This is a genomic window from Aliihoeflea sp. PC F10.4 (genome assembly GCF_054612275.1).
Window position 1 is genome coordinate 625,116 of record NZ_JBTSWH010000001.1, and the last position, 22,795, is coordinate 647,910.

23 protein-coding genes and 1 tRNA gene are annotated in these 22,795 nt (G+C 60.8%); 8 read left to right on the forward strand and 16 right to left on the reverse strand.

Annotated features, from left to right (window positions below):
• Window position 1 precedes the first annotated feature (1 nt).
• Entirely contained in the window at window positions 2-595 is a 594-nt protein-coding gene (locus tag ACX82Z_RS03045) for a GNAT family N-acetyltransferase (RefSeq protein ID WP_459586675.1), read from the forward strand.
• Window positions 596-684: 89 nt separating this feature from the next.
• Window positions 685-1,029 carry a hypothetical protein gene (locus ACX82Z_RS03050; RefSeq protein ID WP_459586676.1) on the forward strand — a complete coding sequence of 115 codons (345 nt, stop codon included), beginning with the start codon at window positions 685-687 and terminating at the stop codon, window positions 1,027-1,029.
• 56 nt (window positions 1,030-1,085) lie between these two features.
• Here ACX82Z_RS03050 and ACX82Z_RS03055 read toward each other — a convergent pair whose 3' ends face one another.
• Complete coding sequence (locus ACX82Z_RS03055) at window positions 1,086-1,838, reverse strand: SIMPL domain-containing protein (RefSeq protein WP_459586677.1); 753 nt, start codon at window positions 1,836-1,838, stop codon at window positions 1,086-1,088.
• A 117-nt stretch (window positions 1,839-1,955) separates the two neighbouring features.
• On the opposite strand from ACX82Z_RS03055, the gene ACX82Z_RS03060 reads away from it, so the two are divergent.
• A tRNA-Ile gene (locus tag ACX82Z_RS03060) sits at window positions 1,956-2,031 on the forward strand.
• 789 nt (window positions 2,032-2,820) lie between these two features.
• On the opposite strand, the gene ACX82Z_RS03065 is transcribed toward ACX82Z_RS03060, so the two are convergent.
• The 3 genes from ACX82Z_RS03065 to ACX82Z_RS03075 all read right to left on the reverse strand — a co-directional run bounded on the left by ACX82Z_RS03065 (window position 2,821) and on the right by ACX82Z_RS03075 (window position 4,567).
• Window positions 2,821-3,714 (reverse strand): hypothetical protein, encoded by an 894-nt coding sequence (locus ACX82Z_RS03065; RefSeq protein ID WP_459586678.1) that lies wholly within the window; start codon window positions 3,712-3,714, stop codon window positions 2,821-2,823.
• A 358-nt stretch (window positions 3,715-4,072) separates the two neighbouring features.
• Complete coding sequence (locus ACX82Z_RS03070) at window positions 4,073-4,270, reverse strand: hypothetical protein (RefSeq protein ID WP_459586679.1); 198 nt, start codon at window positions 4,268-4,270, stop codon at window positions 4,073-4,075.
• A gap of 9 nt (window positions 4,271-4,279) precedes the next feature.
• Entirely contained in the window at window positions 4,280-4,567 is a 288-nt protein-coding gene (locus ACX82Z_RS03075; RefSeq protein WP_459586680.1) for a hypothetical protein, read from the reverse strand.
• A 132-nt stretch (window positions 4,568-4,699) separates the two neighbouring features.
• Between ACX82Z_RS03075 and ACX82Z_RS03080 the strand changes: the two genes are divergently transcribed.
• On the forward strand, window positions 4,700-5,008 hold the full coding sequence (locus tag ACX82Z_RS03080) for a hypothetical protein (protein ID WP_459586681.1): 309 nt from the start codon (window positions 4,700-4,702) through the stop codon (window positions 5,006-5,008).
• 86 nt (window positions 5,009-5,094) lie between these two features.
• Here ACX82Z_RS03080 and ACX82Z_RS03085 read toward each other — a convergent pair whose 3' ends face one another.
• The 6 genes from ACX82Z_RS03085 to ACX82Z_RS03110 all read right to left on the reverse strand — a co-directional run bounded on the left by ACX82Z_RS03085 (window position 5,095) and on the right by ACX82Z_RS03110 (window position 12,042).
• A complete protein-coding gene (locus ACX82Z_RS03085; RefSeq protein WP_459586682.1) occupies window positions 5,095-6,660 on the reverse strand; it encodes a PhnE/PtxC family ABC transporter permease in 1,566 nt (521 codons plus the stop codon).
• Window positions 6,641-7,300 (reverse strand): ATP-binding cassette domain-containing protein, encoded by a 660-nt coding sequence (locus ACX82Z_RS03090; RefSeq protein WP_459586683.1) that lies wholly within the window; start codon window positions 7,298-7,300, stop codon window positions 6,641-6,643. Before ACX82Z_RS03090 ends, ACX82Z_RS03085 begins: the two co-directional genes overlap by 20 nt.
• A 12-nt stretch (window positions 7,301-7,312) precedes the next feature.
• A complete protein-coding gene (locus tag ACX82Z_RS03095; protein ID WP_459586684.1) occupies window positions 7,313-8,188 on the reverse strand; it encodes a putative selenate ABC transporter substrate-binding protein in 876 nt (291 codons plus the stop codon).
• Between the two features lie 221 nt (window positions 8,189-8,409).
• A complete protein-coding gene (locus ACX82Z_RS03100) occupies window positions 8,410-9,612 on the reverse strand; it encodes a GGDEF domain-containing protein (protein ID WP_459586685.1) in 1,203 nt (400 codons plus the stop codon).
• Between the two features lie 79 nt (window positions 9,613-9,691).
• Window positions 9,692-10,900 carry an acetylornithine deacetylase gene (argE, locus tag ACX82Z_RS03105; RefSeq protein WP_459586686.1) on the reverse strand — a complete coding sequence of 403 codons (1,209 nt, stop codon included), beginning with the start codon at window positions 10,898-10,900 and terminating at the stop codon, window positions 9,692-9,694.
• Complete coding sequence (locus tag ACX82Z_RS03110) at window positions 10,858-12,042, reverse strand: M24 family metallopeptidase (protein WP_459586687.1); 1,185 nt, start codon at window positions 12,040-12,042, stop codon at window positions 10,858-10,860. Before ACX82Z_RS03110 ends, argE begins: the two co-directional genes overlap by 43 nt.
• A gap of 163 nt (window positions 12,043-12,205) precedes the next feature.
• On the opposite strand from ACX82Z_RS03110, the gene ACX82Z_RS03115 reads away from it, so the two are divergent.
• From ACX82Z_RS03115 to ACX82Z_RS03125, 3 genes are all read left to right on the forward strand, one after another.
• Window positions 12,206-13,576, forward strand: a complete 1,371-nt coding sequence (locus tag ACX82Z_RS03115; protein WP_459586688.1) for an aminotransferase — start codon at window positions 12,206-12,208, stop codon at window positions 13,574-13,576.
• Between the two features lie 119 nt (window positions 13,577-13,695).
• On the forward strand, window positions 13,696-14,031 hold the full coding sequence (locus ACX82Z_RS03120) for a hypothetical protein (RefSeq protein ID WP_459586689.1): 336 nt from the start codon (window positions 13,696-13,698) through the stop codon (window positions 14,029-14,031).
• A gap of 69 nt (window positions 14,032-14,100) precedes the next feature.
• Window positions 14,101-14,280 carry a hypothetical protein gene (locus tag ACX82Z_RS03125; RefSeq protein ID WP_459586690.1) on the forward strand — a complete coding sequence of 60 codons (180 nt, stop codon included), beginning with the start codon at window positions 14,101-14,103 and terminating at the stop codon, window positions 14,278-14,280.
• Here ACX82Z_RS03125 and ACX82Z_RS03130 read toward each other — a convergent pair whose 3' ends face one another.
• Window positions 14,281-15,699, reverse strand: coding sequence for an amidase (locus tag ACX82Z_RS03130; protein WP_459586691.1), 1,419 nt, complete (start codon window positions 15,697-15,699; stop codon window positions 14,281-14,283).
• 123 nt (window positions 15,700-15,822) lie between these two features.
• A complete protein-coding gene (locus ACX82Z_RS03135; protein WP_459586692.1) occupies window positions 15,823-16,050 on the reverse strand; it encodes a hypothetical protein in 228 nt (75 codons plus the stop codon).
• 153 nt (window positions 16,051-16,203) lie between these two features.
• On the opposite strand from ACX82Z_RS03135, the gene ACX82Z_RS03140 reads away from it, so the two are divergent.
• The gene (locus ACX82Z_RS03140; RefSeq protein ID WP_459586693.1) at window positions 16,204-17,286 is read left to right on the forward strand and encodes a DNA topoisomerase IB; all 1,083 of its coding nucleotides are present in this window, start codon (window positions 16,204-16,206) and stop codon (window positions 17,284-17,286) included.
• Between the two features lie 4 nt (window positions 17,287-17,290).
• Here the strand turns inward: ACX82Z_RS03140 and ACX82Z_RS03145 are convergent, their stop codons facing one another.
• The 4 genes from ACX82Z_RS03145 to ACX82Z_RS03160 all read right to left on the reverse strand — a co-directional run bounded on the left by ACX82Z_RS03145 (window position 17,291) and on the right by ACX82Z_RS03160 (window position 22,713).
• Entirely contained in the window at window positions 17,291-18,343 is a 1,053-nt protein-coding gene (locus ACX82Z_RS03145; protein ID WP_459586694.1) for a sensor histidine kinase, read from the reverse strand.
• 4 nt (window positions 18,344-18,347) lie between these two features.
• The gene (locus tag ACX82Z_RS03150) at window positions 18,348-18,761 is read right to left on the reverse strand and encodes a response regulator (protein ID WP_459911601.1); all 414 of its coding nucleotides are present in this window, start codon (window positions 18,759-18,761) and stop codon (window positions 18,348-18,350) included.
• Between the two features lie 26 nt (window positions 18,762-18,787).
• Window positions 18,788-20,284 carry a sensor histidine kinase gene (locus ACX82Z_RS03155; RefSeq protein WP_459586695.1) on the reverse strand — a complete coding sequence of 499 codons (1,497 nt, stop codon included), beginning with the start codon at window positions 20,282-20,284 and terminating at the stop codon, window positions 18,788-18,790.
• A gap of 155 nt (window positions 20,285-20,439) precedes the next feature.
• On the reverse strand, window positions 20,440-22,713 hold the full coding sequence (locus ACX82Z_RS03160; RefSeq protein ID WP_459586696.1) for a mechanosensitive ion channel domain-containing protein: 2,274 nt from the start codon (window positions 22,711-22,713) through the stop codon (window positions 20,440-20,442).
• Window positions 22,714-22,795: the final 82 nt, after the last annotated feature.

A 22,795-nucleotide genomic window follows, 5' to 3' on the forward strand; every position in this document is an offset into this window, starting at 1 on the left:
GGTGATCGACGTTCGCCGGATGCGCCGTGAGGAAATCGAAGCGCGCTTCGACGACCTAGCGGCATTGCGCATCGAGGTGTTCCGCTCGTTTCCCTACCTTTATGAAGGGGACGTAGCCTATGAGCGGAACTATCTGGCGACTTATGTCACCGCTGCGGGCGCGGTCGTCATCGGTGCGTTCGACGGCGAATTTCTCGTAGGAGCGGCCACCGCGACGCCGCTCGCCCAGCATCGTGAGGAATTCGCCGCACCCTTTGCCGAGCGGGGTCTCGATGTGGACGATTTCTTCTATTTCGGGGAATCGATCCTGCAGGCGAATTATCGCGGGCAGGGGATCGGCGTGCGCTTCTTCGCGGAGCGCGAACGCGCCGCGCGCGAAGCCGGTTTCGGCAAATGCGTCTTTTCCGCCGTTGTGCGCCCGGCGGATCATCCCATGCGCCCGGTCGATTATGCGCCGCTCGACGCCTTCTGGAAAAATCGCGGCTATGAGCGGATCGACGGTCTCGTCACGCATTTTTCCTGGCGCGATGTCGGCGAGACAACCGAGACGGACAAGCCGATGGAATATTGGATGAAAGCGTTGTCGTCCGCGTGATGAACCGCGCCTGAACGGCCGGTTCCAAACCCGTTCAGCCAGCCGGCCGCATTTTCTCCTCACAAGCACCCGCTACGAGGAAAGATCCCATGTTGAAATTCGCCAAAACCGCCGTCCTGTCCGCTCTGATCGGCCTTGGCACGATCGCCGCAATTCCAGCGCAGGCGCAGGCCAGTTCCACTTTGCTTCAAAACGCGAACGCGACCGTCACCGTCCAGTGGGGCGGTGGACAACGCGGCGATCGTTGGGATCGGCGCGGCCCCGTCGTCTGCACGCCCGGTCAGGCAGTCAACAAAGCCCAGCGCATGGGTCTGCGCAACGCCCGCGTCGTCAATGCCAATCGCAACGTGATCCGCGTTGCCGGCCGTTCCTGGCGTGACGGCCGGACGGCAATCGTCTTCGCCCGCGCTCCGCACTGCCCCGTCATCCGCTAAGCTGGACCCGGAGCGTTTAAAAAGGCGCCGGACTTTTTGGTCCGGCGCCTTTTTCGTTATTCCGGCGTGCCGTTTCCGTTGGCAGCGCCGCCGATGGCAAAGGTCACGTCGACATGGATGACGTAGTTGTTTTCGCCTGCCTCGACCGGCACCGCATCGGCAGATGCTTCGGCCGCCATACGCATCATCTGCGGCTGCGGGTACGGCATGGGCGGCGGCGCGCTGCGCTCTGAAATCTGGATCACGTCGCCAAGTTCGACACCGGCCGTCTCGGCCAGCGTGCGGGCGCGGCCCATGGCGTCTTCCACCGCGTTCCTGCGCGCTTCGGTCGTCGCCTCGGATGGATCGTCATTGACGAAGGCGACCGAACCGCCCTGATTGACGCCGAGCGTCACGGACTGGTCAAGAACCTCACCCACCCGGTCGATGTCGCGCACGCGCACGGTCAGATTGTTCGTGACCTCATAGGCGACGATGCGTGGCGCGCTCTCGTCATTATTGTCGTTGGGGTAGACGTAACGCGGGTTGATCGACAGACCCGCCGTCTGGAGATCGCGATTCTCGATGCCGGCTTCCCGCATGGCGGCGATCACGTCGCTCATCGCCTGGTTGTTCTGGTCGAGCGCCTCGCGTGCGGTCTCGGCCTCGCGCATGACCGCGAGGTTGACGATCGCCATGTCAGGCGCGACGGCCGCTTCGCCCTTGCCGGTGACGACGATCTGCGGAAACGGGCGGTTGTTGTCCTGCGCCTTTGCAGCGGCAGGCAGAGCGAGGGCAAGAACGGCTGTCGAGAGGATCAGATTGCGCATGAGGCGGTATCTCCGAAATAGCTGATAGAGAAAAAAGCGGTAAGGATGGATTATGGGCGCATTGGGGCGCGGTTGCGCTTGTATGGCCGATCGAAAACCTCTAATCGGGGCCGCGTGGGGCCTGTAGCTCAATGGTTAGAGCCGGCGGCTCATAACCGCTTGGTTGGGGGTTCGAGTCCCTCCGGGCCCACCAGTCTATATTTTTGTCAATAAAATCAATGACTTAGGTCGCAAAAAATCGAGTATTTTACTCGTTTGTTGGCGTTTGCCGAGCCTGTGTGCCAACGCTAATTGCGGGAAAGCGCTAACCGGGCACCTACGGAACCGCGTTTATTAACATATGCTCGGCGAAATAAGTCATTATACTTCAATGACTTAAGATGATAATCTGTTCTTTCGGCACGTAGAGTATACACCATCGGCACCTCGTCCACGGTTGCGGGTTCGTGTCCTTGTCAAAACTCAGCCAATTTTCTCCAACTCAATTCAACTTTAGGTTGAATGGATTCTTTCTGTCAGTTAGATTTGTCTTTTCAATTTTGGAGAATACAAATGGTAACTTACACTCTGACTGATTGATCAAGCGGTTCGCTGAGATGGATTGCGTTGAGGACGCACGTCGAGCACCCTTCGATAAGGAAGTTCGCAACCTTTGTACAGCGTCACCCGCTACCGCCTAGCGAGGTAAAAGGACGGGTTTTCCGCTACACTGAGGCGAGGGCGTTGACCGTTCGCGCGATGCAGTTACTCCATCGTTTTGGCTTCGATCGTGCCGTTATTTCGCGAGTTGCGCAGCTTATGGTAGCAAAGGGAGCGTCCAGTCTATCACTTGAAGATGACGCTATGCTTGTGTCAGTTCTCGCACCGCGATCGAGCCAAGCGATTATCATATCCGGGCTGCACGACTAAGATATCCAAGTTTATATAATGAATACAGATATTAAGCGCTGGTCACCGACAAGCCCGTATGTCCTGATTCCACTCACCGTGCTAATTTCGGGTGGAAGTGAGAATGTGAATGACTGACCTGTTCACTGGGGCGGATCACGACCTTGTATGATGGTGAAGGGAGGAAGCCAAACAGTTCGACGGTGGTCAGCAGCCCGACAGCATCGCTCCCTCCTTTTGTCAGTTTCTGAAAGAAGACGTGGTGCATCTTGTCAGTGATGTCGTGCTTCGCCAGCGCTCCCAAAAAATCTGAACTATCGCCATCTCCATCCAGGATGAACCGCGAGAGCACCGGGTCCCTTATGCTTTGGTCGACAACCCTGATAGCTTCGCACAGGGCTATCTTTGCAATGCAGCGCTCGATGTCGGACGAGTTAAATTTGATCCAGCCTTCCTCATAGTGATCGGGCAGAGGCTTCCCTGAATCATTTAAATGGATGAATGCAGCAGACCTCTTTCCATGTCGCTCATCAGCCGGCTCGGCAGATAAGGCCCTCGGCCAATAGTCGGGAAACAGAAGATACAGGGCGACAACCCCCTCTGCGAGCGGCTGTCGTTCCACCGATCCAGATCGCTTGTCGGTAACCGGCCGAGTTCCTGACCACCGATTGCTCCGTCGAGCCTTACGCGATGGAAATTGCAGATACTCTCTGACCTGGCCAAACGTGTTACGCAGCAGTCGTTGTTCGACCTTCTGCGTCTTTGCCGAACATTCAGCGCATGACGCCTTTTTCAGCTTCGCTATGCCAAACAGCGCGTATGGGATCGTATGCTCATCGCTCAATCCCTTTCGACCGCCACAGTAGATGCATTCCCCAATCGTAGGGGAGTCAGGTGACTGCGAGTTGTAGACCGTGCCGTCGCCAGGAATTTCTTTACCCAGAACAGCGCGGATTTTGACTAGTGGGGTCAAAGTCATAATCCACATGAGAATCTTTTACCGACGTTGACATAGATCGGTTCAAATCAACATGGTGAGTGTATGGATGGCGCGAAAGGAAGGAGGAAATCACGTTGGCGTTTATGTTGGCGTCGGGTTAGAAAAATAGGAAATTCCTCAACTATTTCAACACTATCCCGTTGCCTCCGGGCCCACCATCGTCTCATTTTTCGTCGTCGTCGTCAGCCACCCGCACCGGTTGTACTGTCATATGCGCTCCACAAAGAGAAAAGCACAGTCGTGACCAGAGCAAGTCCGGCGACGACGAGATGCACCCGATACCAACGAAGCAACCATAGCATCTCGCCCTTGAACGTTTCCCAGCGTGTTGGGTTTGGCGGCATTGCTACCGTCCCTTCAATCGCAGAAACACTGCAAGGAACAGGAATGCGCCGCCGACTGCGCCGATCGCACCGCCGAACACTGTCAGAACGCGTCTGTTGAACTCGTCGGAATTGCCCAACGTCAGCAAATAGCCAGCGCCACCCGCCAGCATTACTATCAGGAAGACGGTGAGCAAAAAGATGCGGGTTGAACGTCTCATACTTGCCTTTTACCGGTTGCGAAATGACGCGAAGAAGTGCCGTAGGCCGTACCAGATCAGGTACAGACCGCCAGCGCAAACGGCGAGTGTTCCAAGCGTCATAGCCGCCAATACCGCATATGCGCCGATATCGTCGGGCGACATATGAAAATCGGTGAACGGCATGACGATCAGCGCTCCCAAGGCGACAAGCGCATAGCCGCCCAGCACTATGGCGTAGATGCCGACGACGTAAATGAACGGTAGGGCAATGATGGCGATGGTCACATAAAGAAGAATGCGTCCGATTTTTCGCATTGGTCTTTCCGGCTAAAGCCAGCCGCCATTAAGTTCCGTCGATCATAAAAAATTTAACCCGAAACCAAATTATTGCGCGTCCGTTTGGTTTTCAGGAAGGGACGTTCCCCTTTATCGCAAACGGAGGATTTTATGTCTATCAAGTCAATTTCCGCTCTCGCTATGGTCGCCTCGCTTTCGCTCGGCACTGCCGCATTCGCCCAGACGATGGTCGGTGATCAGGAAGTCACCGAAGCCGACATGGCTGCCGTGACCGCACATTGCGAGATGCTGGCAGCCGATGGCGCAGGTGCAATGGCCGAACAGCCCATGGATGACGGCGACGTCGCGACCGACAACCCGGCCGCTGAAGATGCACCGACCGGCACCGTTTCCGACGGCGACGTCAATGTCGAAGCGATCACGCTTGCCGACTGTCAGGCAGCCGGTCTCGCCGAATAATCTTTTTTGATTGTACGGTACTCAAGGCCCGTCGCCGAAAGGTGGCGGGCCTTTTTTGCGTTTAACACCCGCACCTCTTCTTAAAATCAGTCGCTTAAGGGACGGCTTGCGAGTGTCGGAACCTGATCCTTTCTCGCGATAAGCGATTCGATCCCGATCGCCTCGCGCAGCTTTCTTGAAATGTAGTCGATGGCGACGGTCGCAAGCATGGTGACCAGCAAGAGAACGACCGCCCGATCGATGCGGATTTCCTGAATTGCACGATCGACGTAAAAGCCGAGCGTCGCGATGCCGAGAAGGCCGACGATCGCGGATTCGCGGACGATGATCTCCCAGCGATAAAGGCACAGCGCCAGGAACGATCCGTAGATGCGGGGCAGAAGCTCGAACCCGTAGAGTACCGCCCCCCTCGGCGCGTCGGGGCGCAGATTCTCGTGGACATGCGAGGACTGGCGTCCGAGCAGATGGGCGATGATGGCGCCGTTGTGCAGTCCAAGCGCGATCACTGCCGGCAGCATGGACGGGCCGAATATCTGAAGCGCGATATAGGCGAGCATGTATTCTGGCGTCGAGCGGCCGATCACCAACCCAACATGGCCGAGCGCCGAACCGAACCGGCCGACCACCGGGCGCACCAGCAGCGGAAAGCCGATGAGCGCGACGAGGCCCGCGACCACCAGCGCCAGTTGCGCCACGATCATCGTGGCGGTGAGGCCCGGTAGCGCCTGATCGATGAGGAGCGTGTGGAGCCAGTCGTAAAAACGCGACCACGTCTCGGCTTCCACAAGATCGCCGTTTCGCAGGGGCGCAGGCACGATGTCGCTCGTCAAGAAGCGGATCAACGCACCCTGTGCCATCGGCGGCGTCGCCAGCGTGGCCATGAACCCGATCGAGGCGACGAGATAGATCGGTGCGAGCGGCCATCGCATCCAAAGGCGCATCGTCGCGATCAGCACGTAATAGATGATGAGCACGGCTGCGACCGCGCCATACATGCCTTGCTTGAAGAAGGTGTCGAGTTCGAAGCCGAGCGTGGGCAGGCCGACGAAGCCGAGCACGGCGCTGGAGCGCAGGCCGCATTCCAGCCGGTAGAGCAGGTAGACCTGAAACTCGCGTGCGGCGAGCGGCAGCCGCGCGAAGAAGTGGACCGAGACGAAATCGGCACGCGGCGGCATGGCGGCGGCCGGGCGCGGATCGGCTTCGTCAAGATATTCGGAGAAGACCTTGGCGAAGATGCCGGCATAGGGAATCGAAATCGCCAATATGCCCGTCGTCGCTGACAGGCCGGTCACCTGAAGAAGAAGGATCGCCCAGAAGAGTTCATGGATCGAGCGTATGGCGATGCAGAACAGACGGACGGGCGGGAAGCGATAGAGCGGTGCCAGCAGAAAACCGGCCGCCGCACCCGCCGTAACGCCGCAGATCGCGAAAGCGACCGTGAGGGCCGCAGCGTAGGACAGCGTGCCGAGCGAGGAAAAATCCGGCGCGAGCAGCCCCGCGCCCATGCGGCCAAGCTCCGCCCATGGGTCGTGACCGGCCGTGCGGAAATCGGCGACAGGCAAAAGAGCGACGGCAAGAGCGACGAAGGCGGCTGCCGTTCCGATGCGGCCGAGGCGCGGCACCCGCCTGCGCTCAGGCGCGATAGAGGTCATGAATGTCGCCGTCGGAAATATCGGCTGTCGGCCGATCGAAATGGATGCGCCCGCCGCGAATGCCGACGAGGCGCGTCGCAACGCGGCGCGCGAGGTCGACGTCGTGCAGCGCAAGAAGGATGGTCTCGAACCGTCGACCGAGTTCGTCGATGAGGCGCACCGCCTGTCGCTCGTCGACGGCAGAGACGGGTTCGTCGCCGACGAGAATGCTACCGCCGCGATGAATGGCGCGGGCGAGCGCGGTGCGCTGCTTTTGCCCGCCCGACAGGCTCTCGACCGGCTTGCGGTCGAAGCCGGTCAGACCGACGGTCTCCAGCGCAGCCGCAACGCTGCGCCTTTGGGAGGGAAACGGCCAAGCGAGATTGGCAAGGTTGTAGATAGCGCCGTGCGCGTCGAGCCTTCCCATATAGACGTTGTGAAAGACCGACAATTGCGGAACGAGGCCATGTTCCTGCGGCACCAGCGCGATTTCCGGCAAGCTTGCGGCAAGGCGCTTGTAGGCCGCGTTGAGCAACGTGCTCTTGCCCGCGCCGCTGCGGCCGAGCAGCACGACGCGTTCCCCCGGATGCAGCGCGAAATCCACATCCGAAAGAACGGTCGTCGTGCCGTAGGCCAGCGCCTCGCCGTCGAATTTCAGCATTTGCGCGTCCCGTCAGTCGAGAATGCCGAGTGCGCGTCCGGTTTCCTCGATCGGCGCGTAATCTTCGTTCGATGCCTCGACGAAGGCCGCGCGCGGGAACGAGGCGAGCAGGTCGGGATCGTCCATGCCGATCAATGCGGCCTTTACGCGCTCGGTGAAGCCTTCGCCAAAGCGCTCATCGGCATCGCCCCTGATCGTCCAGTTGTAATCCGGGTAGGGCGGCGTCTGCCAGATTACATGCGCCGTCTCGGCTTCGGGTGCGCCCTCGGCGACCGCCGTGTCGTAGACGGTGTAGTTTAGCGCGCCGATCTGGAATGCGCCGGTCGAGACGAGGCGAAGAGTCTGGCCATGATCGCCCGAAAAGCCGACCTGCGAGAAGAAATCCTCCGGCGCTTCGCCCGTTTCCTCGCGGATATAAAACTCGGGAAACAGACGGCCGGACGTCGAGGTCTGCGCGCCGAAGGTGAAGCTCATGCCCTCGGCCCCAACCGGGAAATCGTCGGACCGCTCAAGGCCCGTGCTTTCATGGGCGATGAAGTAGGAAATGAAGCTCATGTCCTCGTCGCCTTGGGCGAGAACCTGCGAGCCGGGCACGGCAAGCCGCGCCTGGACGCCCGACAACCCACCGAACCAACCAAGCTGGATCTGGTCGTTGCGAAACGCCGTTACGGACGCCGCATAGTTCTTCACCGGCACATACTGCACCGGGACGCCGAGTTCCTCGGACAGATAGGCGGCGACATTGCCGAACCGCTCCATGAGGCGCGTTTCGTCGTCGTCGGGAATGGCGGAAAAATAGAGCGTCGGGGTATTCTGGGCGCTGGATGCCGCGACGGAGCCGAGCAAAACGCCGACTGCCGCGACCGCGCCGCCGATCAGGCGATGCATGTCGTATCCTCCAGGATGATGAAGCGGGGCCGCGCCTGAACCCGGACGGAAGCGTGGCAGGGCATTCCCCCGCCGCGATCCATGAATTCAACCGTCAAATGCCGTTCGGCATGAGCGCACACGGCGCATCAACGGTCTGTTTCAGAAGCTGACGGCGAAGCTAAACGGAACAGGATCGATGTCAAGGCGATCTGAGGGTTTGCAAGCGCAGTTGCACCGTTTCAACTCGCTGCCGAATTGCGCTCATCCGATACGGTCTGAAGAGACAGCGGGCTCATCATTGCCTGATCCTTGCCCGCAGCCTTGGCGGCATAGAGCGCCTTGTCGGCCTGCGCCATCATTTCGCGCAGGGTTTGCAACTGGTGACGCGGATGGATGCCGATGCTGACGGTCAACGGATAGGAGGCGGGTAGATCGGTGATCCGCAGCCGGCCGATTTCGCGGCGAACGGCTTCAGCGCAGGTGTTAAGTTCGGCGCGGCGTGCCCGGTTGTAGAACAGCGCGAATTCCTCGCCGCCGATGCGCCCGACGACGTCTGCACCGGCCTGTGCGGACAGTGCCCGGCCAACCGATGCGACGACCCGGTCGCCGACGCCATGGCCGAACGTATCGTTGATCCGCTTGAAGTTGTCGATGTCGACGATCATCACCGCCGGTTGCCACATGGTCCCTTCGATCGCATCGATCGCATCGATCGATTCGGTCGCCCGATGCTCGAACCCGCGACGATTGAGAAGGCCGGTCAGGTAGTCGCGCTCGGCCTGATTGCGCAGTTCGGTGACTATCTGGACGACGAAGGCAGCCAGAAAAGACAACGCGATCGTCAGGGCAAGCAAGGGCGTCAGCGCCTGAAACGTCGCCCAGTAGACCGAGGCGCCGATCGAACCGCCGTCGTTGATATCGAGACGGTCCATCCAGGTCGCGATCGGCCGCGCGAGCGAAAGGGCAAAGATGAACCCGGCAAGGCCGATGAACAGCCAGTCGATCTTCGATTGCGGCTTTGCGCGCATCAGGGCAACGCCGGTCAGGAGCGAGAGCGCGGCGAAGGTTGCGTTGACCACATAGATGCGCGCCTCGGTCGACGGCTCCACGAAAAGGAACCATGAAAATGCGGTGGTTCCGGCCGTGGCCAACGCGGCTAACATCGCCACGGGAATGGGGATGCGCGCGCGGATGAGAGCGCTGATTAAGGCGCAAACTACGGCGACGAGGAAAATGCCGTTTACGAAGACACGAAGGGCAGGGCCTTCATATTCGTGAAGAAAATCGTTGGCGGCAAACCCGATACCGCTGAGGGCGAAAGCGCAAGTAAGAAGCAGCAGATGATGGTGAGTACGATGTCTGCGCCAGATCGCAAGGAATGTGATGGCCAGGACCAGAAAGATCGCGGGGTTCAGCAGTTTGAACGCGAATTCGCCGGTCATGTCGAAGGAATGCACTTTGCCTAGGATCGCCGATGGTTATCTATGATCGCCATCAATAAACAAGCGTTAATTTCCGTGCTCAAGCTGCCATCTTTATCCGAAGTTTTTCGAGCATCGCGAGGCAATCGCCAAGTTGATCGAGGGTAACGAACTCGTCGGGCTTGTGCGCCTGCGCGATCGAGCCGGGTCCGCAGATGACGGCCGACATGCCCATCGACTGAAACAACCCCGCCTCGGTGCCGAAAGCGACGAGTTCGGCCCGCCTTTCGCCCGTCAGTTCAAAGACGATATCGCGGGCTTCTGATTCGGAAACGGGAAGCAGGCCCTCGACCTCGCCGATCGTTGTCGTGACGATGTCAGCCTGCGCAGAAATTTTGCGCATCGCGGGCCTGAGAACACCATCGATATAGGCGGACAATTCGCGCTTCACATGATCGGAATCATCGAGATGCACGGGGCGCATCTCCCACTCGACCGAGCACTGGCCGGGGATGGTGTTGCGCGCGTTTCCGCCCCACATCCTGCCCACCTGAACGGTCGTCCATGGCGGCGTGAAGCGGCTATCTTCCGGCGCTCGGGTCTTCAACTCTTCGCCGAGCTCCATCAACCGTGCGATATAGCGCACGGCATATTCGATGGCGTTGACGCCCTTGTCCGGCTGAGAGCCGTGGCCTTCGAGGCCGGTGAATTCTGTCGTATATTCGAAGCAGCCCTTATGCCCTTCGATGACGCCCATCATGGTCGGTTCGCCGACGATGGCGACGGCTGGTTTGACGCCCGCTTTCCTCAACTCGTCCACGAGCGCACGCGCGCCCATGCAGCCGATTTCCTCGTCATAGGTGAAGGCGAAATGGAGGGGACGTTTCAGGTCCGTTTCGGCAAAGAACGGAGCCATGGCAAGGCTTGCGGCGATGAAGCCCTTCATGTCGCAGGTGCCGCGTCCGTAAAGCTTTTCCCCGCGCTCGGTGAGCATGAAGGGATCGGTCGTCCAGTCCTGACCTTCGACCGGCACGACATCGGTATGGCCCGAAAGCACGATGCCGCCATCGCCTTCGGGGCCGATCGTGGCGAAGAGATTGGCCTTGCTACCCGACGGGTCGAGCGAAACGGACAATCGCGCGCCGGCCGAGGACAGAAGATCGCCCGCATAGGCGATCAGTTGCAGATTGCTGTCCGTCGAGACGGTCGGGAACGAGACAAGATCAGCCAGAATCTCGCGCGTGCGGGCAAGCTCTCCCACCCGCGTCAGTCCTTGACGATCAGCTTGCGCGGGCGGTCGCAGAAGCATTCGGCCGCGCCGGTTTCGCGGATCAGGATGCTTTCGGTGATTTCGAGGCCCCAATCATCCATCCACAAGCCCGGCATGAAATGGAAGGTCATGCCGGCTTCCAGCACGGTTTCGTCTTCCTTTCGGAAGGAGATGGTGCGCTCGCCCCAGTCCGGCGGATAGGAAATGCCGATCGGATAACCGCAGCGTGCCGAACGCTCGATGCCGGCCTTGCGCAGCGAGTCGTGGAGCGCGTTGGCGACGTCGCAGGCGCGATTCCCGGGACGCGCCGCTTCGAGGCCGGCTTCCAGCCCGTCGACCAGCGCCTTTTCGGCGTCGAGAAGATATTGCGGCGGTTTGCCGAGAAAGACCGTTCGGCAAAACGGCGTGTGGTAGCGCCGGTAGCACCCGGCGATCTCGAAGAAGGTCGCTTCGCCCTGACTGAACTCGCGTCCGTCCCATGAAAGATGCGGCGCTGCCGCGTCGGTGCCGGAGGGCAGGAGCGGGACAATGGCGGCGTAGTCGCCCCAATGGCCGTCCGCCCCGCGAATGGCGTCGCGGTAGATTTCGGCGACCAGAGCGTTCTTTTTCATGCCAGGGGCCATACGCTCGGCAATGCCGTCCACCACCTTTTCCGCGATGCGCGCCGCGCGGCGCATGAAGGTGATTTCCTCGTCGGATTTGACCGTGCGCTGCCAATTCACCAGCGCCGTCGCATCGACGAAGGTGGCGTTCGGCAGCTCCTTCGTCAGCGTCAGATAGGCCTTGGCGGAGAAATAATAGTTCTCGAGTTCGACGCCGATGCGTTTGCCGGCATAGCCTTCGCGGGAGACGAGGGCGGCGAGATCTTCCATCGGGTGGCTGACGGTCGACTGCACATGCCGCTCCTCATAGGGCTGGACGTTTTGCGCATCCATCCACACCGTGCGCAGCGCGCCGTTGCCGTCCTGATTGCGGCCCCACCACACGGGGTCGCGGTCGTGAAAGACGATCACGCCCTGATGAACGTAGAAGGACCAGCCGTCATAGCCGGTGATCCAGCCCATATTCGAGGGGTCCTCGACGAAGAGGACATCGATATCTTTCTCGGTCATCGCCCTGCGGACCTTGGCGAGGCGGCGCTCATATTCGGGGCGGGAGAAGGGCAGGTCGATCGCAGGCATCGCAAGACTCGCAATGAGGAAATGACGATGCGAGGCTAGCCGAACATAAGCCGCGATGAAAAGCGACAGTTGCGACCTGTCGTGACGGATCGTTGGCACAAGGGTTTTCCTGGCCCCTGCCGGTGGTCCATAACCGGGCAAAGCGAATGCAAGGAGAAAGCCGATGCTCAAGAACGATACGCTCGACCAGTGGGACCGCGCGCATTTCTTCCACCCCTCGACGCATCTGGCGCAGCACGCGCGCGGCGAATCGCCGAACCGCATCGTCACCGGCGGCAAGGGCGTGCATATCGAGGATCGCGACGGCAACCGACTGCTCGACGCGTTCGCGGGGCTTTATTGCGTCAATGTCGGCTACGGGCGTGCGGAAATCGCTGAGGCCATAGCGGAACAGGCGAAGGAACTCGCCTATTATCACGCCTATGTCGGCCACGGCACCGAAGCCTCGATCACGCTGGCGAAAATGGTGCTGGAGCGCGCGCCGAAGAACATGTCGAAGGTTTATTTCGGCCTTGGCGGCTCGGATGCGAACGAAACCAACGTCAAGCTCGTCTGGTACTACAACAACATCCTCGGACGGCCGGAAAAGAAGAAGATCATCTCGCGCTGGCGCGGTTATCACGGTTCGGGTCTCGTCACCGGCTCGCTGACAGGGCTGAAGCTTTTCCACGACAAGTTCGACCTGCCGCTGGATCGCGTGCTGCACACGGAAGCGCCGGTCTATTTCCGCCGGCCGGACCTTTCCATGAGCGAGGCGGATTTCGTGGCCCATTGCGTCGACGATCTCGAAAGCCTGATCGCGCGTGAAGGCGCGGACACGATCGCGGCCTTCATCGGAGAGCCGGCGCTCGGCACGGGCGGCATCGTACCGCCGCCGGCCGGCTACTGGCAGGCGATCCAGAACGTGCTGAAGAAGCACGACATTCTCCTGATCGCGGACGAGGTCGTCACCGGATTCGGGCGGCTCGGCACCATGTTCGGCTCGGATCATTACGGGATCGAGGCCGACCTCATCACCATCGCCAAGGGGCTGACATCTGCCTACGCGCCGCTTTCCGGCTCGATCGTATCGGACAAGGTCTGGAAAGTGCTCGAACAAGGCACCGACGAAAATGGACCGATCGGCCATGGCTGGACCTATTCGGCCCACCCGATCGGCGCGGCGGCGGGCGTCGCCAATTTGAAGCTCATCGACGAACTGGGGCTCGTCGCAAATGCGGGCGAGACGGGCAGCTATCTCAACGAAGAGATGAAAGCCGCGCTCGGCGATCATGCGCATGTCGGCGATGTGCGCGGCGAGGGGATGTTGTGCGCCATCGAATTCGTGGAAGATCGCGACACGCGCTCCTTCTTCGATCCGGCGAAAAAGATCGGACCGGCAGTCGCCGCCGCACTGTTGAAGCGCGGGGTGATCGGCCGCGCCATGCCGCAAGGCGACATTCTCGGTTTTGCGCCGCCGCTTTGCCTGACGAAAGCCGAAGCCGACGAGGTTGTCTCGAAGACGGCTGACGCCGTGCGCGAGGTGCTCGGCTGACAGGCGTTCAAGCCTGTTGAGACGGCAAAGAATTCTCGTGACAAAATCTGCGGTTTGGCGGAGATTATGGAGGGATCGGCGAGGCCGGTCCCTTCTCTTTTGCAGGACCTATCCATACCATGTCGCCGCTGAGCACCGCGTTGCTTGCCGCCTCGACCCTGATATTCGTCAGTGCGGCGAGCGCGGCGAAAGCCTGGACCATTTCCACCAACAATTTCGCCTGGCTGGCTCTGACGCTGGTGCTCTACACGGTCGGCAATTTGATCATGCTGCGTCTGATCCGCGATGTCGGCATGGGTGTCGCGCTCAGCCTGTCGGCGGTCGTGCAACTCGTCGCTGTGAACCTCGTCGCACTCGCCTTTTTCGGTGAGCGCGTTTCAGGCGTTCAGGCTGCAGGGCTGCTGCTGGCAATCGTCGCGGTGGCGATGATTACGCTCGGTCCTGCGCGTGGATAAACGCTCGGTCGCAGTGGAACAAGCATCGTCGTCGCGCGCTTCATAATCGAATGAAGCGAGGATGAAGCGATGAGTGAAACCGACTCACATGGGTGGATGAGCCCCGATGATGCGCGTGAGGCCGCTATCCGGCATCTCGTCGAACAAACCGATCTATCCCCGAACCAAGCCGCCGAACTGGTCGATGAGCATGGTACGGATCGTGAAAAGCTGATGAAGATCGCAGCTACGATGAAAGCGGAAAGCTGATCAGCTTCCCGCACGCGGGTCGATCGGATTAACCGTGCCAAGATCAAGTTGGCGTTCCAGCGCGGCAGCGGCGGCAAGCAGCTTGGCCTCGCCGCGAGGTCGCGCGACGATCTGAAGGCCGACCGGCAGCCCTTCGCGGGTGAACCCGCATGGCAGCGACAGGGCCGGAGCCGTGGTGAGCGTGATCGCATAGGCGATCGCGAGCCAGTCGATATAGGTCTCGAACGTCTTGCCGGCGCATTCGGTGACGTAGCGGTTTTCGACCGGGAAGGGCGAGACGATGGTGGCCGGCGTCAAAAGCAGATCGTAATCGTCGAAGAAGGCAAGCGCGCGGGTGATGATACGGGCGCGGTGCGTTTCGGCCTTGGCAACGTCGCCGACGGTGAGAGCCAGTCCCTTCTCGATGTTCCAGATCACTTCCGGCTTTAAAAGATCGCGATGGGTGTCCAGCTTGCTTGCATGTCCGGTGGCGAAGCTGACCGCGCGCAGCGTCTGGAACGTTTCATGCGCACCCGAAAGGTCGGGGTGGGCATCCGTCACCTTGACACCGAGTTCGGTGAAACGATAGGCGGCGGCGCGGCAGATATCCGCGACCTCCGGGTCTACGGGCGTGATGCCGAGATCGGCGCTGAAAGCGACGCGAGCGGGCAGGGCACGGCTTTGCGCGGCTGCGCGATAGGTCGTTCCGTCTCGCGGAAGCGATACGGGATTGGCCGGGTGCTCGCCGCTCATCGCATCGAGGAACAGCGCGACATCCTCGACGGTGCGGGCCATCGGTCCTTCGACCGACAGGATGTCGTCGACGAGATTGCCCGGATCGGCAGCGACGCGGCCGGGCGAGGGGCGCAGGCCGACGATGCCGCAAAAGCTGGCCGGATTGCGCAGCGAGCCGCCGAGGTCCGAACCCTGCGCCAGCCACGCCATGCCGGTGGCGAGCGCCACAGCCGAACCGCCCGACGAGCCGGCGGCCGAACGCGCGGTGTTCCACGGATTGAGCGTTGCGCCGAAGACGTCGTTGAACGTGTTGGCACCGGCTCCGAATTCAGGGGTTGCGGTCTTGGCATAGACGATGCCGCCTTCGGCCTCGATATGCGAGACCATGATGTCCGAGCGGTCCGGGACATGATTTTCGAAGATGCGTGAGCCATGAGTCGTGCGCACGCCCTCGACTTCGGTCAAATCCTTGATGGCGACCGGAAGCCCGGCGAGGATGCCGCGCTCGCTCGGCGAGCGTTTCATCAACGCATCGGCGTTTTTTCTCGCGCGATCGAAGGCGAGCGTCGGCAGGGCGTTCACCGCAGGTTCGACCACGCCGATTCGCTCTTCGAGCGCGTCGAGCAACTGATGAGGCGTCAGCTTTTTGGCTTGAAGTCCATCCACGATTTCGCAGGCGGATTTGCGGATCAGTTCGGATGTCATCTTGGCCGGTCTCCTCTGTTCCTTTCGTGATAGCCGATCGGGAGGCGATGGACCAAGGCCGGGATGCAAAAAGCCCGGCGGTATCGCCGGGCCAGAACTCGGTTTCGAATGGGACAGGATATATCAGGCGGCGCGGGGACGCGGCGCTTCCATCCGCGAAGGCGCAACGAAAGCTTCCGCCAGTTCGATATCGTCCTGATCGATGAGGCGGCGTGGGTCGTTGCCGACCGCCTCGATGATTGCCGGCGAAATTTCATTCGCCGCGATTGCATCTTCCCAAGCGCTTTTGACCTCGCGTTCTGCGCGCACGAGTGCGGACAAAGCGAGGATGAGCCGGTCTCGGTGATCCATGATTCTAGCCTGCATGTTCTGAAAGATTGCAAAGCCCTTTGGACGGGCCAACTCGTAACGTCGTCGATCAGGGTCCGTTCCCTTATAAGTCATTACCATGAGGAACTTTTGACAGCGGCGCGCATTTTGCCGGGCAGTACCAGGAGCGTTTGCGTGCTCGACAAGACTTCCACACCATCATCCAGCCCCCTCGACGACGAGCCGCTCGCACAGCGACGGCCCGACGATCTCACCTATGTCAGCGACGGCGAACCGGGTATCCGCCGCAAGCGGGCCGGAAAGGGATACAGCTTCACGCTGCCCGACGGTTCGAAGCTTAAGGCCAAGGACGAAATCGCACGCATCAAGGCGCTCGTCATTCCGCCGGCATGGACGGATGTGTGGATTTCGCCCGATCCTCTGGGTCACATCCAGGCGACCGGCCGCGACCAGAAAGGGCGCAAACAATATCGCTATCATGCGCGCTGGAGCGAATTTCGCGACGAGGCCAAATATCAAAGCCTCGTCAATTTCGCATCCGCGCTTCCGCGCTTGCGCACGCAGATGGAAAGCGATCTGCGCCGACGCGGCCTGCCGCGCGAAAAGGTTCTGGCATCGATCGTCTGGCTTCTCGACAACACCATGATCCGCGTCGGCAATCCGGCCTATGCGCGCGACAACAAAAGCTTCGGGTTGACGACGCTTCGCTCGCGTCATGTCGAGGTCGAGGGTGCCAAACTGCGTTTCGCCTTCAAGGGTAAATCCGGCAAGGAGTGGAACCTGAAGCTGGTAGACCGGCGTATGGCGCGTATCCTGAAGGATATTCTCGACCTGCCCGGCCAGCACCTCTTCCAGTATCGCGACGAGGACGGGGAGCGGCGCATGGTGCATTCGCAGGACGTCAACGCCTATATCCGCGATGCGACCGGCGAAGAGTTTTCATCGAAGCATTTTCGAACATGGGGCGGCACGACGAGCGCAACGGCGCTGTTCGCCACGGTCGAATTGCCGCAAACGAAGCGAGAGATCGCGAAGGTTCTGAATTCACTCATCGACAAGGTCGCGGCGCGGCTCGGCAACACGCGCGCGGTCTGCCGCAGTTGCTACATTCACCCGCGCGTCGTCGATTCCTGGTCGGCGGGAAAGCTGGTCGAGGAACTGGCCGAAGCGCGCAAGCGATTTCGCAAACCGCTCGACGGGCTGGACGAGGAGGAAATGCTGGTCCTGCGCTGGCTATCGCATGAGTTGCCGGCCTGACGGCTTAGTTGGCCAATGCATCGCCGACCGGCAATCCCATCGTCAGGCGCGTTCCGCCGACGCCGCTTCCGTAAACGATCGAGGTGTTGAGACTGGAGGCCATCGCCTTAACGATGCGCGTGCCGAGCCCCGTGCCCTTCGGCTTGCCTTCGCCATTCCAGCCGACACCGTCGTCCTCGACGCACAACGTTGCCGATCCGTCCGCCTGCCGGCGAATGTAGATGCGGACCTCACCATCGGCATTGCCGGGATAAGCATATTTATAGGCGTTGGTGACGAGTTCGGTGACGATCATGCCGATCGAGATCGCCTTGTCGGTAGGGACCGAAAGCGGCTCAAGCTCGGTGCGGATGCGCGAGGCGTGGCCCGCCGCCTTCATCGATGTATCGAGTTCGCTGATGAGGCTCGAAATATATTCGTTGAGATCGACGGCGGTGATGTCGTCGGATGTATAGAGACGGCGGTGAAGGCCGGCGATCGCGGAGATTCGCGCTTGTGTTTCGGCAAGCGCGTCCTTGGCCATCGGCTCGGCTATCGCCGAAATCTGCATGCGCACCAGCGCCGCGACCAGCGCGAGCGAGTTGGCGACACGGTGGTTCACCTCGGCCAGAAGAAGCTCAGCGCGATCGCGCGCGTCACGGACTTCCTGTTCGGCGCGCTGTTTTTCACGTTGCAGGCGCGCTTTTTCGAGCGACTGGTCGACGGCGCTCGACAAAAGCGCGAAAAATTCGTCGCCGATGCTCTTGAGCACGTAGTCCGCCGCGCCGGCCTTCAGCGCATCGACGGCCACGGTGGCTTCCGACGAGCCGGTCACATAGACGACCGGCGGAGCGACGGGGCGCTTCTTAAGGGCCATCAGAACGTCGAGCCCCGTTCCGGACGCCAGATAATGATCGAGGATGACGACGTCGATACGGGCTTCGTCCACGCGCGCGAGGCCTTGCGCGATGTCGCCGGCATGCTCGACGACGAAGCCCCGGCGGCCAAGCCGCCTCTGGACCAGACGCGCGAGCGCCGGATCGTCGTCGATATAAAGGACGTGGACGGGGTCGCTCATCTTATCAGGCGGTTTCCGGGACCTGGATCACCGAGAAGAACAGGCCGAGCTGGCGGATCGCATTTGCGAAACCGTCATAGTCGACCGGCTTGGTGATGTAGACATTGGCACCCAGATCGTAGCAGCGCTGGATTTCCGTCTGGTCGTCCGTCGTTGTCAGGACGACCACCGGCGAGCGCTTGGTGTGGATATTGCTCTTGACCTTTTCGAGGATATCCACGCCGGTCATGTCGGGCAGGTTCAGATCGAGCAGGATCAGGAACTGACGGCCTGCGCTGTCGGAACCGGAGCCATCGGCACCGAAGAGATAGTTCAGCGCAGACGTGCCGTCCGTGAACGGGACGATCTGGTTGTTGACGCCGGCGCGGCGGATGTTCTTTTCGATGAGGCGCGCATGGCCCTCATCGTCCTCGACCATGATGATGGTTACGGGATGCCCGTTGCTCAATTTTCCGTACTCCTGTCCACATTCGGAAGTCGCTCGGGCAAGGTGACCCGGAAGGTCGTTCCCTGTCCAAATTCGGATTCCAGCGTAATATCCCCGCCCAGATTACGCACCAGCGTGCGTACATGGGCAAGGCCGATGCCTTCGCCGGCCTTGTCCTGTGTGCCCGAACGGCGAAACAGGTCGAACACCCGCTGGTGATCCTGCGGCGCGATACCGCGACCGTTGTCCTTCACGTCGATCACGATCTGGCGGCCGGCGCTGCGCTGCGCCTTGACGGCGATCTCGATCGGCCGGTCCTTTGCACTGTACTTGACCGCGTTGTCGAGAAGGTTGCCGACGATCTGTTCCAGCGAGAGGCGATCGGACACGATCGGCGGTGTCTTCACGTCGAGGCTGATATTTCCGTCCGTTTCCGCCACCTGATGCTGGACGGTGTTGGCGTTCGCCTCGATGAGTTCGCCAAGGTCGATGCGCTCCGGCTTCAAGGGACGGCGGCCATCGCGCGAAATCTTGAGGATCGCGTTTATCAGCGCGTCCATCTTGCGGGTGGACGAACGGATGAAGCCGATCGCTTCGGGCAGGTCTTCGGACGCGGCCAGACGCGCGTCTTTGATTTCCTGTTCACTGAGCGGCTCGCCATCTGCCAGCACGTAGGCCTGGATCGTTTCCATTGTGGTATCGAGTTCGCTTGTGAAACCCATGATGTTGACGAGCGGGGCGCGCAGATCGTGCGTCACGATATAGGCGAAACGCTGGACTTCCTCATTAGCCCGCACGAGGTCCTGCGTGCGCTCGTCAATGCGTGCTTCGAGGCCGGCGTTAAGTTCCTGCACCTCGATCCGTGCTTTCAAAAGCTCGCGTGTATAGCGGATGGCTACCCAAACTGCGCCGCCGACGACCGCGAAGATGACGAAGGCTCCGAAAATTGTCGTCCAGCGGAGCCAGTCGACGCTGGAGCGCTGGCTGCCGGCCGCGACGACATAGGCCTCGTCGGCGGTTGCCACCAGTTCGGCGAAAAGCACGCGCGCTTCGTCCATCAATTCCTTGCCGCGATCGGTGCGCACGATCTCGATCGCCGCGTCCTGCTCGCCTTGCAACGCCAGTTGGATCGTGCTGTCCATTTCCTCCATCTTGGCGGAAACGATCTCGCCGAGCCGTTCGACCTGCGGCGCAAGTTGAGGCATTTCCAGCGCGCGTTCCTGCAACCGGGAATAAAGCGGTCCGACGTTGTCGCGAGAATTATTATAGGGATCGAGATAATTCGTTTCGCCGGTCAGCAGAAAACCGCGCTGACTGGTCTCGACGTCCTGCAATGCTGTGCGAAGATCAATCGTGGACGCACGAACGAGACGTACGGCGAGAACACTTTCGAATTCCGTCTCGTTGCGTTCGACCAGCCAGATCGACATGCTGACGATCACCGTCAGCGCTGCAAGGCCGACCAGCAAGAGCGCAGCCGTCGCCCTCAGGAAACTTTGATTCGCAGTCGGCATGGCACCCCGTTTGCCCGAACAGGTTTCGAGCAATGCAGGATCGCATTAGAAAATGCTACCGAAATTTGGGGTTTGCAGACAGCCGGCAACAAGTGTTTGCCTGAAAAGCCGACATGACTGGCGACCTATAGCCAGCAAGGCGCTGCTAAGCCAGTCTACGCCCTTCCTGCACCGTCCGGCTCGTCGTCGAGATTTCCTTCCGGGTTCTGAACGGTCGGCGGCTCGATCTTCTGCTGGCCACCGCGCTTGCTCTTCTTGCGCGCCTTTCGTGCTGTGAGCGCGTCCGCCTGTCCGTCGACACCGACGTGGTAGGTGACCTGCGGGAACGGGATTTCGATGCCGCGCTTGGCAAAGGCGTCTTTGATGAATTCGTTATACTGGCGGCCGATGCCCCATTGCGAACCCGGCAACGTCTTGATGCGCGCGCGTACATTGATTGCCGAATCGCCAAAGAGCGTAACGCCGTGGATTTCGAGCGGCCCCATGATCGAGGTCTTGGCGTCGGTTTCCATCAGCTTCTCGAATGCGTCCTGCATCGCCGCTTTGACCTCGCCGATGTCGCTGTCGTAGGCGACGCCGATCTCCGCCACATGGAAGCCGAAGCCCTTCATCGAATTGGACACCATGTCCACCGACGAGAAGGGAATGAGGTGAAGCGTGCCGTCCAGCGAACGGATCGAGACGGAGCGGATCGTCAGCCGCTCGACCACGCCCGAGCGTCCACCGGCTTCGACGACATCGCCCTCGTTCATGATGTTTTCAAGCTGGATGAAGATGCCGGTGATGATGTCCTGCACGAACTTTTGTGCGCCGAAGCCGATGGCAAGGCCGAGCACGCCGGCACCAGCCAGAAGCGGTGCGATGTTGATGCCGATCTGAGCCAGCGCCAGCATGGTGATGAAGATCGCCAGCGCGACCGTCACCGCGTTTCGGAAAAGCGACAGAAGGGTCTTTTCGCGCGGGGTGGGTACGGTGCCGTAATTCGGGTTGAGTTTGTATTCGACCCATGAGGACATCGCCAGATAAAGGGCGAAGCCAACAAGCACGATGATCAGGGCCGACAGGACCGATCCGGTCACGCGCTGGCCCGTCTCGCTTGCGGCCCAGCCGAAGAAGTCCACCAAGCCCCAGGCTTGTGCGATAGCGATCGCGACACCGATCAGCGTGACCGTGCGCACCACCTGCATGACGCGCGGAACGAAGGCGTGAAGCCGCGTTTCAAGCAACGGCAGGCGCTCCTTGATGTCGGGCGGGAGGCGCATGCCGATATGGACGAAGCGCGAGATGAACGAGATCACGACCACGCCGACGATGATCGAGACAATCGACTGCACCGTCGCACGCAGCATGAACGGCAGCGCCTCTTGCGGGTTCGCCAGCCACAGGACGAAGATCGCGATGAGATAGGCGATCGCGATCAGGTGCCAGTACGCACCCAGGAAAGCGAGAGACTTCGACAAGGCATCCTGCCGTCCATTGCTGGCGCGATGCGACAGTGCTGCCCTGACGGGATGCTTGTTTTGCAGCACGATCAGGATGCCGATGACGACGGCCGTCAGCATGGCGAGGATGCGAAGTCCCTCGGCCGCGCCAGCACTGACGTGCTCGGCGAGCACGGGTGCGAAGAACATGAAGGTGTAGCCGACGAGGCCGATCGCGCGAGAGAACCAGAAATACCAGTAGGCCGCCGTCGTATCATTCATGGGAAGCGGCCGCAGGGCCGGGCCATGCGGCTCGAACACAGCGCGCAGGAGCACCTTGGTCATCTCCACGACGAGGAAGGCGTTGAGCAGCAACGTCTGGTTGATGCCCATGCGCCCGTCCGGGCCGGCCAGGAAATAGAGCGCGACGATGTAGCCGACGGCCCACGACGCCGCGACGGCCGCGATGTCGATCAGGGCGGCACCGATGATGCCCGCGGCGCGTGCAAGCCAGCCACGTCCGGAAACGCGATTGGAAATTAAGACCTGAACGCGGTTCGAGATCGCCCGCAGAAGGAAATAGCTGGCGAAAAGAATCACCGCGAGGATCGCGACATTCGTCACGATACGTCCAAGTTCGCCGTAATCGCGATTGTTCGTGCCCGAGAACGCGTCGCCGATATCGGTCGCGAGCCCTGCCACGGTGCTCACCGTCGCCGATGCGCCTTCGGCGATGTCGCGCGTATATTCGGCGATTTGGCGCGCGATCGTCGGATCACTCGTGCCTTCGGCGGTTTCCGCCTCGGCCTCGGGGCTCTCCTGAGGCTCGGCCGCGCGCAGGCGCTCGATCAGTTCGTTGCGGGTCGTCTCGTTTTCCAGAAGCCGGATCAATTCGTCGACGCCGGCACCCTGTTCCGCCGCCGGTGTCTCGGGCGGCGCTTCCTGCGCGATGGCCGCTGGAGCGAAAAGCAGAAAGAAGGCGAAGAGGGCGCTGATGATCGGTCGCATGGTCTGGATTTGTGTCCGGTCCGAAAGGATGAATGTGGCCGTAAGGATGGCGGGGCAATTGTGGGGGTCAACCCCGCGAAGG

What these genes read in the sequence shown, in the direction of transcription:
- ACX82Z_RS03070 (WP_459586679.1), bottom strand. Translation starts at nt 4,270, where the DNA reads ATGAGACGTTCAACCCGCATCTTTTTGCTCACCGTCTTCCTGATAGTA.
- ACX82Z_RS03090 (WP_459586683.1), bottom strand. Translation starts at nt 7,300, where the DNA reads ATGCTGAAATTCGACGGCGAGGCGCTGGCCTACGGCACGACGACCGTT.
- ACX82Z_RS03145 (WP_459586694.1), bottom strand. Translation starts at nt 18,343, where the DNA reads ATGAGCGACCCCGTCCACGTCCTTTATATCGACGACGATCCGGCGCTC.
- ACX82Z_RS03115 (WP_459586688.1), top strand. Translation starts at nt 12,206, where the DNA reads ATGCTCAAGAACGATACGCTCGACCAGTGGGACCGCGCGCATTTCTTC.
- ACX82Z_RS03160 (WP_459586696.1), bottom strand. Translation starts at nt 22,713, where the DNA reads ATGCGACCGATCATCAGCGCCCTCTTCGCCTTCTTTCTGCTTTTCGCT.
- argE (WP_459586686.1), bottom strand. Translation starts at nt 10,900, where the DNA reads ATGCTTCTGCGACCGCCCGCGCAAGCTGATCGTCAAGGACTGACGCGG.
- ACX82Z_RS03075 (WP_459586680.1), bottom strand. Translation starts at nt 4,567, where the DNA reads ATGCGAAAAATCGGACGCATTCTTCTTTATGTGACCATCGCCATCATT.
- ACX82Z_RS03050 (WP_459586676.1), top strand. Translation starts at nt 685, where the DNA reads ATGTTGAAATTCGCCAAAACCGCCGTCCTGTCCGCTCTGATCGGCCTT.
- ACX82Z_RS03125 (WP_459586690.1), top strand. Translation starts at nt 14,101, where the DNA reads ATGAGTGAAACCGACTCACATGGGTGGATGAGCCCCGATGATGCGCGT.
- ACX82Z_RS03110 (WP_459586687.1), bottom strand. Translation starts at nt 12,042, where the DNA reads ATGCCTGCGATCGACCTGCCCTTCTCCCGCCCCGAATATGAGCGCCGC.
- ACX82Z_RS03155 (WP_459586695.1), bottom strand. Translation starts at nt 20,284, where the DNA reads ATGCCGACTGCGAATCAAAGTTTCCTGAGGGCGACGGCTGCGCTCTTG.
- ACX82Z_RS03120 (WP_459586689.1), top strand. Translation starts at nt 13,696, where the DNA reads ATGTCGCCGCTGAGCACCGCGTTGCTTGCCGCCTCGACCCTGATATTC.
- ACX82Z_RS03055 (WP_459586677.1), bottom strand. Translation starts at nt 1,838, where the DNA reads ATGCGCAATCTGATCCTCTCGACAGCCGTTCTTGCCCTCGCTCTGCCT.
- ACX82Z_RS03100 (WP_459586685.1), bottom strand. Translation starts at nt 9,612, where the DNA reads ATGACCGGCGAATTCGCGTTCAAACTGCTGAACCCCGCGATCTTTCTG.
- ACX82Z_RS03080 (WP_459586681.1), top strand. Translation starts at nt 4,700, where the DNA reads ATGTCTATCAAGTCAATTTCCGCTCTCGCTATGGTCGCCTCGCTTTCG.
- ACX82Z_RS03130 (WP_459586691.1), bottom strand. Translation starts at nt 15,699, where the DNA reads ATGACATCCGAACTGATCCGCAAATCCGCCTGCGAAATCGTGGATGGA.
- ACX82Z_RS03135 (WP_459586692.1), bottom strand. Translation starts at nt 16,050, where the DNA reads ATGGATCACCGAGACCGGCTCATCCTCGCTTTGTCCGCACTCGTGCGC.
- ACX82Z_RS03085 (WP_459586682.1), bottom strand. Translation starts at nt 6,660, where the DNA reads ATGACCTCTATCGCGCCTGAGCGCAGGCGGGTGCCGCGCCTCGGCCGC.
- ACX82Z_RS03150 (WP_459911601.1), bottom strand. Translation starts at nt 18,761, where the DNA reads ATGGTCGAGGACGATGAGGGCCATGCGCGCCTCATCGAAAAGAACATC.
- ACX82Z_RS03095 (WP_459586684.1), bottom strand. Translation starts at nt 8,188, where the DNA reads ATGCATCGCCTGATCGGCGGCGCGGTCGCGGCAGTCGGCGTTTTGCTC.
- ACX82Z_RS03065 (WP_459586678.1), bottom strand. Translation starts at nt 3,714, where the DNA reads ATGTGGATTATGACTTTGACCCCACTAGTCAAAATCCGCGCTGTTCTG.